Origin of the sequence: Mesorhizobium sp. M2E.F.Ca.ET.219.01.1.1, from assembly GCF_004016445.2 — a bacterium.
Classification (GTDB): domain Bacteria; phylum Pseudomonadota; class Alphaproteobacteria; order Rhizobiales; family Rhizobiaceae; genus Mesorhizobium.
This window is the reverse complement of the sequence record NZ_SADT02000003.1, coordinates 195,016-208,209: the sequence shown is the minus strand read 5'-3', so window position 1 is coordinate 208,209 and position 13,194 is coordinate 195,016. Positions and strand designations below refer to the sequence as shown.

14 protein-coding genes are annotated in these 13,194 nt (G+C 63.6%); 9 read left to right on the top strand and 5 right to left on the bottom strand.

Annotated features, from left to right (window positions below; translation table 11 throughout):
- Nucleotides 1-3: 3 nt before the first annotated feature.
- From pstA to phoB, 4 genes are read left to right on the top strand one after another with little or no spacing between them, the layout of a single operon-like run.
- Nucleotides 4-855 (top strand): phosphate ABC transporter permease PstA, encoded by an 852-nt coding sequence (pstA, locus tag EN862_RS18240; protein WP_127865672.1) that lies wholly within the window; start codon nucleotides 4-6, stop codon nucleotides 853-855.
- A complete protein-coding gene (gene pstB, locus EN862_RS18235; RefSeq protein WP_127865673.1) occupies nucleotides 852-1,655 on the top strand; it encodes a phosphate ABC transporter ATP-binding protein PstB in 804 nt (267 codons plus the stop codon). The genes pstA and pstB overlap by 4 nt, the downstream gene beginning before the upstream one ends.
- Nucleotides 1,656-1,675: 20 nt before the next feature.
- Complete coding sequence (gene phoU, locus EN862_RS18230) at nucleotides 1,676-2,383, top strand: phosphate signaling complex protein PhoU (protein ID WP_095816775.1); 708 nt, start codon at nucleotides 1,676-1,678, stop codon at nucleotides 2,381-2,383.
- Nucleotides 2,384-2,400: 17 nt separating this feature from the next.
- Complete coding sequence (phoB, locus tag EN862_RS18225) at nucleotides 2,401-3,090, top strand: phosphate regulon transcriptional regulator PhoB (protein WP_010911896.1); 690 nt, start codon at nucleotides 2,401-2,403, stop codon at nucleotides 3,088-3,090.
- Nucleotides 3,091-3,217: 127 nt separating this feature from the next.
- On the opposite strand, the gene EN862_RS36235 is transcribed toward phoB, so the two are convergent.
- Nucleotides 3,218-3,475: a DUF1127 domain-containing protein gene (locus tag EN862_RS36235; protein WP_189401829.1), complete on the bottom strand. Its 258-nt coding sequence runs from the start codon at nucleotides 3,473-3,475 to the stop codon at nucleotides 3,218-3,220.
- Nucleotides 3,476-3,585: 110 nt separating this feature from the next.
- Between EN862_RS36235 and EN862_RS18215 the strand changes: the two genes are divergently transcribed.
- The gene (locus tag EN862_RS18215) at nucleotides 3,586-5,250 is read left to right on the top strand and encodes a winged helix-turn-helix domain-containing protein (protein ID WP_127865675.1); all 1,665 of its coding nucleotides are present in this window, start codon (nucleotides 3,586-3,588) and stop codon (nucleotides 5,248-5,250) included.
- A 142-nt stretch (nucleotides 5,251-5,392) separates the two neighbouring features.
- On the opposite strand, the gene EN862_RS18210 is transcribed toward EN862_RS18215, so the two are convergent.
- Nucleotides 5,393-6,637 carry an ROK family protein gene (locus EN862_RS18210; protein ID WP_127865676.1) on the bottom strand — a complete coding sequence of 415 codons (1,245 nt, stop codon included), beginning with the start codon at nucleotides 6,635-6,637 and terminating at the stop codon, nucleotides 5,393-5,395.
- Nucleotides 6,638-6,906: 269 nt separating this feature from the next.
- Between EN862_RS18210 and xylF the strand changes: the two genes are divergently transcribed.
- The 4 genes from xylF (at nucleotide 6,907) to EN862_RS18190 (ending at nucleotide 12,068) form a co-directional block, all read left to right on the top strand.
- Nucleotides 6,907-7,947, top strand: coding sequence for a D-xylose ABC transporter substrate-binding protein (gene xylF / locus EN862_RS18205; protein ID WP_127865677.1), 1,041 nt, complete (start codon nucleotides 6,907-6,909; stop codon nucleotides 7,945-7,947).
- 145 nt (nucleotides 7,948-8,092) lie between these two features.
- Nucleotides 8,093-9,445, top strand: a complete 1,353-nt coding sequence (locus EN862_RS18200) for a sugar ABC transporter permease (RefSeq protein WP_127865678.1) — start codon at nucleotides 8,093-8,095, stop codon at nucleotides 9,443-9,445.
- Between the two features lie 76 nt (nucleotides 9,446-9,521).
- Nucleotides 9,522-10,322 (top strand): ATP-binding cassette domain-containing protein, encoded by an 801-nt coding sequence (locus EN862_RS18195; protein WP_127865679.1) that lies wholly within the window; start codon nucleotides 9,522-9,524, stop codon nucleotides 10,320-10,322.
- Between the two features lie 123 nt (nucleotides 10,323-10,445).
- A complete protein-coding gene (locus EN862_RS18190; RefSeq protein ID WP_127865680.1) occupies nucleotides 10,446-12,068 on the top strand; it encodes a CHASE domain-containing protein in 1,623 nt (540 codons plus the stop codon).
- Between the two features lie 81 nt (nucleotides 12,069-12,149).
- On the opposite strand, the gene EN862_RS18185 is transcribed toward EN862_RS18190, so the two are convergent.
- The 3 genes from EN862_RS18185 to EN862_RS36230 all read right to left on the bottom strand — a co-directional run bounded on the left by EN862_RS18185 (nucleotide 12,150) and on the right by EN862_RS36230 (nucleotide 13,159).
- Nucleotides 12,150-12,395 carry a YMGG-like glycine zipper-containing protein gene (locus EN862_RS18185; RefSeq protein WP_027166589.1) on the bottom strand — a complete coding sequence of 82 codons (246 nt, stop codon included), beginning with the start codon at nucleotides 12,393-12,395 and terminating at the stop codon, nucleotides 12,150-12,152.
- Between the two features lie 83 nt (nucleotides 12,396-12,478).
- Nucleotides 12,479-12,805 (bottom strand): hypothetical protein, encoded by a 327-nt coding sequence (locus EN862_RS18180; protein WP_127865681.1) that lies wholly within the window; start codon nucleotides 12,803-12,805, stop codon nucleotides 12,479-12,481.
- 183 nt (nucleotides 12,806-12,988) lie between these two features.
- Nucleotides 12,989-13,159: a hypothetical protein gene (locus EN862_RS36230; protein ID WP_189401826.1), complete on the bottom strand. Its 171-nt coding sequence runs from the start codon at nucleotides 13,157-13,159 to the stop codon at nucleotides 12,989-12,991.
- Nucleotides 13,160-13,194 lie beyond the last annotated feature (35 nt).

Here is a 13,194-nt window from a genome sequence, read left to right as displayed (position 1 = left end):
TCCATGTCGACAGCCCTGTCTCTCCACCGGAGCCGCAAGCGCAAGAACGGCGTGATGATGGCGCTTTGCGTCGTCGCCGCCGGCATTGGCCTCGCCTGGCTGGCGCTGATCCTCGGCGCGCTGATCTACAAGGGCCTGTCCGGCGTCTCGCTGGCGGTGTTCACGCAAATGACGCCGCCTCCCGGCGATGCCGGCGGTCTGCTCAATGCCATCTACGGCAGCATCGTCATGACCATCATCGGCATCGTCGTCGGCACGCCGATCGGCGTGCTGGCCGGCACTTACATGGCCGAGTACGGGCGCTTTTCACGCCTTACGACAATCGTGCGTTTCATCAACGACATCCTGTTGTCGGCCCCTTCGATCATTGTCGGCCTGTTCGTCTATGAGCTGCTGGTGCGGCCCATGGGTCATTTCTCGGCGATCGCCGGCGCCGTCGCGCTGTCCATCCTGGTGATCCCCGTGGTGGTTCGCACCACCGAGGACATGCTGAACCTCGTGCCCAATGCGCTGCGCGAGGCGGGCACGGCAATCGGCGCGCCGCGCTGGGTGGTTATCCGTTCGGTCGCCTACCGCGCCGCGATGTCGGGCATCGTCACCGGCATCCTGCTGGCGATCGCCCGCATCTCCGGCGAGACGGCGCCGCTTCTCTTCACCGCGCTCAACAACCAGTTCTGGTCGAGCAATCTCAATGCTCCGATGGCCAGCCTGCCGGTGACCATCTTCCAGTTCGCTCTCAGCCCCTACGAGGAATGGCAGCAACTGGCCTGGACGGGCGCACTCATAATCACCCTGACGGTTCTCGGGCTGAGCATCTTCGCCCGCAGCCTGACCGGACGCAGAGAGGACAGATGAAACCGATGTTGTCCACCGACCTGAACGTAGCCGACACGACCGTCGAGAAGGCCAAGATCGAGGTCAAGAACCTCAACTTCTACTATGGCCAGTCGAAGGCGCTGAAGGACATCAACCTGTCCCTGCCCGAGCGCAGCGTGACGGCCTTCATCGGCCCGTCGGGCTGCGGGAAGTCGACGCTGCTGCGCGTCTTGAACCGCATCTACGAGCTCTATCCGAAGCAGACCGCCGAGGGCCAGGTGCTGCTCGACGGCAAGAACATCCTCGACCGCTCGCAGGACCTCAACCTGCTCAGGACCAAGATCGGTATGGTGTTCCAGAAGCCGACGCCGTTCCCGATGTCGATCTATGAAAACATCGCCTTCGGCGTCAGGCTCTATGAGAAGATCAGCAAGGCCGAGATGGACAGCCGCGTCGAGTCGGCGCTGAAGCGCGCGGCGCTGTGGAACGAGGTCAAGGACAAGCTCAACGCCAGCGGCCAGAGCCTCTCCGGCGGTCAGCAGCAGCGCCTTTGCATCGCCCGCACCGTCGCGGTGAAGCCGGAGGTCATCCTGCTCGACGAACCGGCCTCGGCGCTCGATCCGCTCTCGACCGCCAAGATCGAGGAGCTGATCGACGAACTGCAAGCCGACTACACGATCGTCATCGTCACCCACAACATGCAGCAGGCGGCGCGCGTGTCGCGGCAGACGGCGTTCATGTATCTGGGCGAACTGGTGGAATTCGACCGGACCGAGAAGATCTTCACCTCGCCGCGTGAGAAGCGCACCCAGGACTACATCACCGGCCGCTTCGGCTGAGCTCATACGAGGACACCATCATGGCCGAACATACCGTCGCCTCCTTCGACGAAGATCTGAGGCAGATCAGCCGGCTCATCAACGACATGGGCGATCTCGCCGGCTCCATGGTCGGCGGCTCGACCAGGGCCTTGCTCGAAAGCGACAATGCGCTGGCGCAGCGCGTCGTCTCCGACGATGCCATCATGGACGCGCGTCAGCGCGAGCTTGACGACCGCGCCATCACGCTGATCGCCAAGCGGCAGCCGATGGCGGACGATCTTCGCCACGTGGTCGGATCGATCCGCATGGCGGGCGACCTCGAACGCATCGGAGATCTCGCCAAGAACATCGCCAAGCGCGTCGGGTCGGTCGGCGTCAGCACCGCTCCGCGCGACCTCACGCATTCGATCGATTCCATGGCGCAGCTGGTGCTGATCCAGGTCCAGGCGGTGATCCAGGAATATACGGTGGGCGACGCCACGGCGCTGGCCAAGCTTCGCAACGACGACGAACGCATCGACGTCAAATACACATCCGTCTTCCGCGAACTCCTGACCTATATGATGGAAGACCCGCGCAACATCACCGCTTGCACGCATCTTCTGTTTTGCGCCAAGAATCTCGAGCGCATCGGCGACCATGTGACCAACATCGCCGAGAACGCCTATTATGTGCTGACCGGCACGCAATTGCCCGCCAACCGTCCCAAGCAGGACGAGACGGCAATGTCGGCGCCGGCCGCCTGACGGAAAAGGTTACCCCGATGATCGCGCCACGCATCATGGTGGTGGAGGACGAGGAGCCGCTGGGGGTGCTGCTCCGCTACAACCTCGAATCCGAGGGTTACCAGGTGGAAGTGGTGACCCGCGGCGACGAGGCCGAAATCCGCCTTCAGGAAAATGTGCCCGACCTGCTCGTGCTCGACTGGATGGTGCCGGCGGTCTCCGGCATCGAGCTTTGCCGGCGCCTCAGGATGCGGCCCGAGACCGAGCGGCTGCCGATCATCATGCTGACCGCGCGCGGCGAGGAAAGCGATCGGGTTCGAGGTTTGTCCACCGGCGCCGACGACTATCTGGTCAAGCCGTTCTCGACGCCGGAATTCATGGCGCGCGTCAAGGCGCTGCTGCGCCGCGCCAAGCCTGAGGTGCTGTCCAGCGTGCTCAAGGTCGGCGACATCGTGCTCGACCGCGAATCGCATCGCGTCTACCGCAAGAAGAGCGAGATCAGGCTCGGCCCGACCGAGTTCCGCCTGCTCGAATTCATGATGCGGCATCCAGGCCGCGTGTTCTCGCGCAGCCAGCTGCTCGACAATGTCTGGGGCGAGACGATCTATATCGACGAGCGCACGGTGGACGTGCATGTCGGCCGCCTGCGCAAGGCCGTCAACAACGGCCGCATGCCGGACGTCATCCGCACCATCCGTGGCGCGGGGTATGCAATCAGGGAAGATTAGGCTAGAGCCCCGCCATCCCAATGGACCGAAATCATGTTCCAGGGGTAGAACTCAATAGCAGGCGGTTGCCGATGCCGCAGTAGTGGCGATGCAGGGGGGATATGCATGAGACCCGGCTCGCATGGCCTCAAGCCTTCTTCCGGCTTTCCCGCAGGCGCTTCACCGTTGCATCGACGATCGGACCGATGTCACTGCGATCGATACCCACGTCTTCGAGATAGTGGTCGTTGAGCCTATTCAGTTCGTCAATCGCGGCGATCCGGAATACCTCATCCTGGCACCAGCCCACCAGTTTGCCGAGAACGCGGCCGACACCAGCAGAGGACCAGCGGCGCCAGTTATGGGGCCTTGCGTATGGCAGCGGGGACTTCACATTCGTTGTCATGTCGAACCTCCAAGAGATGTTTACACAGTCTCTGCCTTCTCCGTCCGAAAGACGTGAAATGCTCCTGAAAGAGTTCGGAAAAGTTTCCGAAGTCGGGTAGATTTCGGGCCATGGTGACGATCCACCGAATGGGACCGTTCCGTCTCGATACCGAGATGGGAATCGTGTTTCGGAATGCTGAGCCCCTTGCATTGGGACAGCGCGCGGTTGCGCTCCTGCGCGTCCTGGTGGAACGAGCGGGCGCGCCCGTCTCCAAGGCTGCGCTGATGGATGCCGGATGGTCCGGTCTCGCCGTTGAAGAAAGCAACCTGACTGCCCAGATCGCGGCACTCCGGCGGGTGTTCGGGGAAGAACCTGGCGGCGAGCACTGGATCGAGACGCTCCCGCGCCGCGGCTATCGGTTCGTCGGACCAGTGGTCGCGACGAGGGACCCGCCCCAGGAGGAAGGAGCGGAACTGAAGCCGGCACTCCTGATTCCCGGCGGGCCCTCCCTCGCCGTTCTGCCCTTCGTCAACATGAGCGGCGACCCCGAGCAGGAATACTTCAGCGACGGTATCACCGAGGACATCATCACCGACCTCTCGAAGGTTTCCACGCTCAAGGTGCTGTCGCGCCACACCACGTTCACGTTCAAGGGCAAGGCCGTCGAAATAGGTCAGCTGGCTGAGCGGCTGAAGGTCGGTTATGTCGTCGAAGGGAGCGTGCGTAAGGCTGGCGGGCGGGTGCGGATCACGGCGCAGCTGATCGACGCGAGCAAGGACAGCCAGGTCTGGGGCGAGCGCTATGACCGCGAACTGAAAGACATCTTTGCGTTGCAAGACGAAATCGCGCAGGCCATCGTGGTGGCGCTGAAGATCAGGCTGCTGCCGGCCGAAAAGACGGCGATCGAGAGCCGCTCAACGCAAGACCCGAAGGCCTATCAGCTCTATCTCCTGGGTCGGCACTACCTCACGCAGCAGGGAGCGAGAAGCTTGGAGATCGCCGTTCGCTTCTGCCGGCAGGCGTTGGAGATCGATCCTGATTACGCCCGCGCCTGGGCTGTGGTCGCCCTCTGCCAAGCGTTCCTGCATTTCGGGGGATCGGAGGAGTCAGGCTTATCAGCGGCCGAAAAGGCGCTCGCGCTGGATGCGACATTGGCCGAGGCTCATGCCGCCAGGGCGCGGGCACTGGCCGCGCTGGGATGCAACGATGAGGCGCTGGCGGCGCATGAGGAATCGCTACGCCTTGAACCGGACTCGTTTGAGGTGCGAGTTAACTTTGGCCTGACCTGCCTTTACCTTGGCCGCTACGAAGACGCGATCGAGCATTGCGAGCGCGCCGCTCAGCTTCTTGAAGCAGACCATTGGGCTCTCCTCATTGCGGCTGATTGCTATCGATTGTTGGGACGACATGACGAACTGGGTGTTGCTTCACGCCGGGCTTTGGAGCGCGCCGAAAGGGAGATCGCGCTGCACCCCGACAACGCGCGTGCCTTATCGTTGGGAGCGATCGCATTGGCCCATCTGGGAGAGAAAGAGCGCGCCGAGGAATGGGCCGCGCGGGCGTTGACGATCGAGCCGGACGATATGAGGGACTACCACAATATTGCATGCGCCTTTGCCCAAATGGGCGAGCCAGATCGGGCTCTCGATTTGTTGGAGACTTGCCTTCCCAAAGCGCACCTCCTCGCATGGATCAAGCGAGAGCCCGAGTTGATGCCGCTGCACGGCCATCCGCGATATCAAGCCCTGATTGCGCGCGAAGAAGCGCGGTTGGCTGCGATTGCGACCGGGTAAGCGAGCTAAGCAGGTTGACTCGCTTGTCCGATATCGACTCGAAAGTCTCGATGTCAGCATTTGACGCAAAGCCGTTGCAGCTCAAGGTTCCCAATTGGGTCGGAAATCGGTCGCTTAGAGATGATTGGTTTTACCCTAATCGTCAGGCGACGTTTTTCCCGGTTGCGCCAGACCTCGCCTGGACGCCCGGCGCGAAGATCTCCTGGTCGACGAAGGACAGCGCGCGCATGGCGCAGCCTTCGCGAATCAGCGGCAGTTCGTTCGGCTCGGTGTCGAAGGAGATCGAGTTCGTGTGCTGGCCACCGGCGGTCTGGGCGATCGCCTCTCTCAACGCCGGCTCGATCAGGTCGAAGGCGGCCGCGCTGACGCCGACCATGGCGACGGGCGCCGGATCGATAAGGGCGAAGAGGCTGCCCAGGCCGAACCCCAGCGCTTCGCCGGCCCGCCGATATGCTACCCGCTCGGGGCCGTCCTTTTCGCGCGCCTTGGCGGCCAGGGCGCGCATGTCGGCGTCACCGATGTCGATCGGCGCGGCGTCCTCGCTTATCCCCATGGCGCTGCGCCAGATGGCGTAATTGCCGGCATAGGCCTCGACGCAGCCGCGGCGGCCGCAGCGGCAAAGCGCGCCGCCCGGACGATGGATCATGTGGCCGAACTCGCCGCCGGAAGAATGCGTGCCGGTAAACAGTTCGCCCTTCAGCACCAGGCCCATGCCGATGCCGTGCGAGAGCAGGATGGCGATGAAATTGTCGCGATAGCGCTCGGGATCGCGCCATCGCAGCGCCACCGCCATCATATTGCAGTCGTTCTCCATGGTGGCAGGGATGTCGAATTCCCTCTCCAGGATGTCGGCGAACGGAATGTCGGTCAGCGGCGTGATCGGCGACCACAGCATGGCGCGCGAGTGGGAATCGGTGATGCCTTGAATGCCCATGGCGATGCGGGCGACACTGCTCACGTCGAGATCGGGATCCTGCAGCCGGCGCCGGACGATCGCCAGGCACTCGCCGATCAGCTCGTCGCGCGGCATGACAAGCGTATCCAGCCGCCGCTGCTCCTCGGCGATCACCTGGCCGGCATAGTCGATGACGGCGACCGACAGGAAGTTCAGCGACAGCACCACGGTCAGCACCGCGGCGGCTTCGGGGTTCAGCGCCAGGCCGATCTGCGGCCGGCCGCGTTTCAATGCCGTCGGCTCGCTGGCCTTGCTTTCGGTGAGAATGCCCTCCTGAATCAGATCGGCGGAGATCGCCGAAATGGTCGAGTGGCTGAGGCCGGTGGTGGCGGCAATTTCCGTCCGGGACGGCTGGCCGGCGCGGCGCACGGCCGAAATCACCATGGCGCGGTTGCGCCGACGCAAATCGTCGTGGCGGATTCCGACCGACATCGTCTCGCACGTCCTCCCCGGTCATCGCGGCCTTGTGATGATGCCATGGCCTGTCGCTGACACGCTAGGGATAGTGGCAGAAGCCAAAGCCGATGTCATTATTTATTGCGAACCCCGAAAAAAATGCCTGGACCCATCAAATGCCATCAGAATCTCGGTTGACAGCACCATTTCGCTGCATCACTATTTTTTTGAGGCTCGAAAAAAAGCCTCTATGCCGGCCTTTGGGCCAGTCTGGGTCGCGCCATACAGGGCGCAGGGAGGATATCATGAAAAAATTCGCAGCCGCCATTCTGGCGGGTGTTGCCATGTCGCTGACGCTGGCTTCGGTCGCCGAGGCGAAGGGCAAGGTGATCGGCGTCTCGTGGTCGAATTTCCAGGAAGAGCGCTGGAAGACCGACGAAGCGGCGATGAAGGCCGCCATCGAGGCCGCCGGCGACAAGTATATTTCGGCCGACGCGCAGTCCAATCCGGGCAAGCAGCTGACCGACGTCGAAAGCCTGATCTCGCAGGGCGCCAATTCGCTGATCATCCTGGCGCAGGATGCCTCGGCGATCGGTCCGGCCGTGCAGAAGGCGCTCGATGAAGGCATCCCGGTCGTCGGCTACGACCGCCTGATCGAGAACAAGGACGTTTTCTACCTGACTTTCGACAACAAGGAAGTCGGCCGCATGCAGGCCCGTGAGGTGTTCAAGGCCAAGCCCGAAGGCAACTACGTCTTCATCAAGGGCTCGGGCTCCGATCCGAACGCCGACTTCCTGTTCTCGGGCTCCATGGAAGTGCTGAAGGAGACGATCGACAGCGGCAAGATCAAGAATGTCGGCGAGGCCTATACCGACGGCTGGCTGCCCGCCAACGCGCAGAAGAACATGGAGCAGTTCCTGACCGCCAACGACAACAAGGTCGACGCAGTCGTGGCGGCCAATGACGGCACCGCCGGCGGCGTCGTCGCGGCGCTGACGGCGCAGGGCCTGGCAGGCACCGTTCCGGTCTCGGGCCAGGACGGCGACCACGCGGCGCTCAACCGCATCGCGCTCGGCACGCAGACCGTGTCGGTGTGGAAGGACGCGCGCGAGCTCGGCAAGAACGCCGCCGAGATTGCCTCGCAGCTCGCCGACGGCAAGAAGATGGGCGACATCGCCGGCGCCAAGGACTTCACGACGCCTGGCGGCAACACCGTCAAGTCGCTGTTCCTGACCCCGATCGCGATCACCAAGGACAATCTCAACGTCGTCATCGACGCCGGCTGGATCAAGAAGGACGAAGTCTGCGCCGGCGTGCCCGCCGGCAGCGTCAAGGTCTGCAACTAAGCTTGCCGACACTAGACCAAAACCTTGCGCCGCGGCCTGAAGGCCGCGGCGTTTTCTCAAAGATTTACCGTTCCGCCGCGAGCGGATAGGCTTCCAGGCTGAGGTCCGGCATCCGCGTCAGACGGCAGGCCGGCGGGAGAAAATCATGACCGACACGACGTCTACCCAACCGGCAGACACCGCGCGTGCCTCGGAGCTGGGCGCCGTCGCCCGGTTCCTGAAGGCAACCGAGCTGGACACCCGCATGCTCGGCATGATCGGCGCGCTGCTCCTGATCTGGATCGGGCTGCATGTGATCTCCAGCCTGCGGCTTGGCGTCAATCCGCTCGATTTCGACAGCCGCACCTTTCTCACGCCGCGCAATCTCTGGAACCTGTCGGTGCAGACTTCGGCGGTGGCGATCATGGCGTCGGGCATGGTGCTGGTCATCGTCATGCGCAACATCGACCTGTCCGTCGGCTCGGCAGAAGGGGTGATCGGCATGGTCATGGGCTTCGCCCAGGTGCATTTTCTGGTTCGCTTCGTCGGGCTTGAGCTTGGCAACCCGTGGATCTGGGTCCTGGCGCTGCTGATCGGCCTGGCGCTCGGCCTCATCATCGGCGCCTTCCAGGGATTCGTCATCGCCTATCTCGAAGTGCCGGCCTTCATCGTCACGCTGGGCGGTCTGCTGGTCTGGCGGGGCGCTGCCTGGTGGGTCACCAGCGGCCAGACCGTTGCGCCGCTGGACGCCACGTTCCAGCTGATGGGCGGCGGCCCGGCGGGCTCGATCGGTGCCAAATGGAGCTGGGTCGTCGGCATCGTCGCCTGCCTGGCGGTCATCTTCATGCATTATAACGGCCGCGTGCAGCGCAAGCGCTTCCGTTTCCCGCTGCGCCCGGTCTGGGCCGAGACGCTGCTCGCCACGGTCACCTGCGCGATCATCCTGGGCGCAGTGTGGCTCGCCAACTCCTATCCCTGGCCGGTCGGCATCGTGAACCGCTACGCCGCCGCCAACAACATCACCGTCCCCGAGGGCGGGCTGTTCATCGCGCATGGCATCGCCATTCCGGTGCTGATGGCGGTCGCCGTCGGCCTGATCATGACCTTCGTCACCAAGCGCACGCGCTTCGGCCGCTATGTCTTCGCCATCGGCGGCAATCCGGAAGCGGCTAACCTCGCCGGCATCAACACGCGCTGGATCACCATGAAGGTGTTCATGATCATGGGCGTGCTGGCGACGATCGCGGCGGCGATCTCGTCGGCCAGGCAGAATTCATCCACCAATGCGCTCGGAACGCTGGACGAGCTGCTGGTCATCGCAGCGGCCGTCATCGGCGGCACGTCGCTTGCCGGCGGTTCCGGCACCGTGCTCGGCGCCATGCTCGGCGCGCTGCTGATGCAGTCGCTGCAGTCCGGCATGGTGCTGCTCGGCGTCGATTCCCCGCTGCAAAGCATCGTCGTCGGTGCCGTGCTGGTCGTGGCGGTGTGGCTCGACACCCTCTATCGCAAGCGGGCCTGAGCATGATCCCGAAAAGTGGAAACCGGTTTTCGGGCGAGATCATGCTCAAGCATGAACTATAGGGAGGAGAAACAACATGGCTGACACATCCGCTCCCGCCGGCGTTCCGCTGGTCGACATGCGCAACATCTCGATCGCCTTCGGCGGTATCCGCGCCGTCGACGACGCGTCCGTCGATCTTTTCCCCGGCGAAGTGATGGCGCTGCTCGGCCACAACGGCGCCGGCAAGTCGACGCTGATCAAGATCCTGTCGGGCGCCTACAAGCGCGACAGCGGACAGATCTTCATCAATGGCGAGGAGGCTTCGATCTCGAACCCGCGCGACGCCAAGAAATACGGCGTCGAGACGATCTACCAGACGCTGGCGCTGGCCGACAATGTCGATGCCGCCGCCAATCTCTTCCTCGGGCGCGAGCTGATGACCGGCTGGGGCACGCTCGACGACGTCGCCATGGAAGCCGAGGCGCGCAAGGTGATGGGACGGCTCAATCCGCGCTTCCAGCGCTTCAAGGAGCCGGTCATCAAATTGTCGGGCGGCCAGCGGCAGTCGGTGGCGATCGCGCGCGCGATCCTGTTCAATGCCCGCATCCTGATCATGGACGAGCCGACGGCCGCGCTCGGTCCGCAGGAGACGGCGCAGGTCGGCGAACTGGTCAAGCAGCTCAAGGCCGACGGCATCGGCATCTTCCTGATCAGCCACGACATCCATGACGTGTTCGATCTCGCCGACCGGGTCTGCGTGATGAAGAACGGCCAGGTGGTCGGCACCGCGCGCACCACCGACGTCACTCAGGACGAGGTGCTCGGCATGATTATCCTGGGCAAATGTCCGCCCGGCGCCATCCCCGGCCCGGGCGCGCTGAAGATCGCGGCTTGAGGTGGTGACTTAGCAAGCCGCCGGCGGCCGGCTCCTGTGCCAGCCGCCTTCATGGTTTGGCCTCGCCATTGTCTTGTCACCCAGACTTGCCCATAAAGGTCCGAGCATTCCTGGACCCGGCAGTTGAAGAAACTCTTCCCCATCGTCGCTTTCATCGCCGTCGCGCTGATCAGCCTTACGATGGCGGGGTTCGCCTATTTCGCGACGCAAGAGGCGGCGCGGATAAAGTTCGAAGGCACCGCCGACGATGCGCTCAGCCGCATCGAGAGCCGCATCGACCTGCATCTGTCGCTGCTGCGCTCGACGCAGGCGCTGTTCGACGCGCGCAACGGTGACATCACGCGCGGCGAGTTCAAGGCCTTCTTCACCGCCCTCGACATCGACGACAATTTCGCCGGGCTGCGCGGTATCGGCTTCCTGAGGCTCGCCAAAGCCGGCGACGAGGCCGCGGTCGAACGCGATATCCTGCGCGACCATGGGTCGGCCCACCCGATCTACCCTGCGACGACCCAGCAATGGCGCACGCCCATCGTGCTGTTCGAGCCGCTCGACACGTCCAACCAGTCGATCATCGGCTTCGACATGTTCAGCGAGCCGGTGCGGCGCGCGGCGATCGAAAGGGCGATGGCCGACGACCAGCAGCATGCGAGCGGCATGGTCCAGCTCGGCCAGGGCGCCGGTGTGGCGCAGACCTTCACCGGATTCCTGGTTTTCGTGCGGCTGAACGTCGAAACCGCGCCCGAGGTGATCAATGCAAGCCGCTCCTCGACAGCCGGTTTTCTCTACGCCGCGTTCCGCGCGCAGGACCTGTTCCAGGTCGCGCTCAGCCATTCGCCGCTGCTGCCGGTCAATGTCGAGGTCTATGACGGCAAGCCGGAGGCCGGCAATCTGGTTTTCCGTTCGGAAGCACCGCCGGCGGAACGTATCGGCGCGAAGCTTTTGGCGCGTCGCGATATCGTCGTCGCGGGCCGGCCCTGGACGGTGCTGTTCAGGCCGACAAGCGCCTTCGAGCCACCGTCCTCGCGCGCCATCCCGGTGATGCTCGGGCTGTTCGGCCTTTTGCTCGCCGGCGCCATCGCCCTGGTGGCGCGCTATCAGGAGCGTGCCTATGACGCGAAATCGGCGCTGCACGAGGCGACGGAAAAGAGCCTGCTGGAGAAGGACCTGATCCTGCAGGAGATGAAGCATCGCATCAAGAATTCGATCACCCGCGTGCTGGCCATCGCGCGGCAGACGGCCTCGCAAGCCACCGACGTCAAGGAATTCTCGGCATCATTCTCTGCACGCCTCCAGGCCATGGCCGCATCGCAGGATATGCTCACGCGCTCGCGCTGGCAGAAGGCCGATCTTAGCGACCTGCTGCGTATCGAGCTCGGGCAGGTGTTCGGCAAGGATCTTCCCGAAGGTGTGCTGTCCGGGCCGCAAGTGCTGCTCGACGAGACGACGACTCAGGCGCTCGGGCTTACCTTCCACGAACTCGCCACCAACGCGCTGAAATATGGCGAGGCCGGCAATTCGGTGGGCGCCCTCAAGGTCGATTGGAGCGTCGAAACGCGCGGCGGTGCGCAGACGCTGCTCCTGAACTGGCGCGAAGCTGGGCAGAAAAAACTGGAGGCGCCGGCAAAGACCGGCTTCGGCACCAAGCTGATAGATCTCAACGTCACGCGTGAATTGCGCGGCACGATCGCGCGCGACTATCGCAGCGACGGATTAAAGGTGGAAATCAAAATCCCGCTCGCCGAATGAGCGGCCAAGATCCCGCGATGGCGGGCTTATCAGCGGATTAGAACCGGAAGCCGGTTAGCGGCCTCCGGTTCTTTTCCGGTATCAGTTGCAGCGAGCCGTGTAGATCCGGCCGCGATGATCGCGATACTGGCAATAGCCGTTGCGCAGGTTTCGAACCAGGAGGCCCGACCCGGCGCCGACGGCCGCGCCGATCAGCGCACCCTTGCCGCCGCCGACCAGGCCGCCCACGCCGGCGCCGATCAGGCCACCGCCCACGACATCCTGCTCGGTCGTGGTGCAGCCGCTGACAGCGACAACGGCTACCATGGCAATAATCATTTTCCGCATTGAAATGCTCCTCACTTTTGTCCTCACTTTCGGCAGTACCAGCCGCCATTTAGCATGAAAAAACGGGCTTTGCCTGCCCGATCTTACTGTTGTTTAAGATAGTCTTTTTCGGGGCGCCCGCTGTTCGACGCGACAAGCATGCCGGAAACCTCTAAAGACGCGACCAGCGTGCCGTCGGGCCGCACGTTCCAGGCGATGTGGTCGTAATCGTCCTCCAGGGCCGGATCGACGGCCAGGCATTTGCCGATAATGCGGGGAGCCCGGCCCTGCAGATCGCCAAGGGCGAAGGGCCGTTCGGCCGTACAGGCCTGCGCGGTCTCAAAGACGCTGACCGGCACTTCGAGTTCGCGGCAATCGGTCATTGTGCTCGAGCAACCGACGACGAAGAGCAGTGCGGCGATGTGTTCCATGGCTCCAAACCTCTCGCCGCAAACAACGATTCTCGCCGAGCGAAAGTTCCGGGCCGGGGTCAAAGCGTGACGCTGAAATGGATTCAGGCGACGCGCTTTACGTCCCGTTCCTGATGGCTGTCATCTACCAAGCCGCCGCACAACTTTGGTCGACATGCTTGCGGTCCAAGCCGCATGCGGGGATCAGAACAATTGCCAGGCGGCGGTCAGGGCCACGGCGGCGAGAAGCGCGACCGCGCCAAGGCGAAGCGAAAGATGGGACGGTCGCGGCGCCGGCTGCGGCTCGGCATCCTGGAAGCCGCTCATCGAAACACGGGCGGCCTGCTCCAGTCTGTTCGTATCGGCAACCATCATTTCAGTCTCCCAGATCGCGCGCCGGCAGGCACGGA

What these genes read in the sequence shown, in the direction of transcription:
- pstB (WP_127865673.1), top strand. Translation starts at nt 852, where the DNA reads ATGAAACCGATGTTGTCCACCGACCTGAACGTAGCCGACACGACCGTC.
- EN862_RS18215 (WP_127865675.1), top strand. Translation starts at nt 3,586, where the DNA reads ATGGTGACGATCCACCGAATGGGACCGTTCCGTCTCGATACCGAGATG.
- EN862_RS18180 (WP_127865681.1), bottom strand. Translation starts at nt 12,805, where the DNA reads ATGGAACACATCGCCGCACTGCTCTTCGTCGTCGGTTGCTCGAGCACA.
- phoU (WP_095816775.1), top strand. Translation starts at nt 1,676, where the DNA reads ATGGCCGAACATACCGTCGCCTCCTTCGACGAAGATCTGAGGCAGATC.
- EN862_RS18200 (WP_127865678.1), top strand. Translation starts at nt 8,093, where the DNA reads ATGACCGACACGACGTCTACCCAACCGGCAGACACCGCGCGTGCCTCG.
- EN862_RS18185 (WP_027166589.1), bottom strand. Translation starts at nt 12,395, where the DNA reads ATGCGGAAAATGATTATTGCCATGGTAGCCGTTGTCGCTGTCAGCGGC.
- EN862_RS36235 (WP_189401829.1), bottom strand. Translation starts at nt 3,475, where the DNA reads ATGACAACGAATGTGAAGTCCCCGCTGCCATACGCAAGGCCCCATAAC.
- EN862_RS18195 (WP_127865679.1), top strand. Translation starts at nt 9,522, where the DNA reads ATGGCTGACACATCCGCTCCCGCCGGCGTTCCGCTGGTCGACATGCGC.
- EN862_RS18210 (WP_127865676.1), bottom strand. Translation starts at nt 6,637, where the DNA reads ATGTCGGTCGGAATCCGCCACGACGATTTGCGTCGGCGCAACCGCGCC.
- xylF (WP_127865677.1), top strand. Translation starts at nt 6,907, where the DNA reads ATGAAAAAATTCGCAGCCGCCATTCTGGCGGGTGTTGCCATGTCGCTG.
- EN862_RS36230 (WP_189401826.1), bottom strand. Translation starts at nt 13,159, where the DNA reads ATGATGGTTGCCGATACGAACAGACTGGAGCAGGCCGCCCGTGTTTCG.
- pstA (WP_127865672.1), top strand. Translation starts at nt 4, where the DNA reads ATGTCGACAGCCCTGTCTCTCCACCGGAGCCGCAAGCGCAAGAACGGC.
- phoB (WP_010911896.1), top strand. Translation starts at nt 2,401, where the DNA reads ATGATCGCGCCACGCATCATGGTGGTGGAGGACGAGGAGCCGCTGGGG.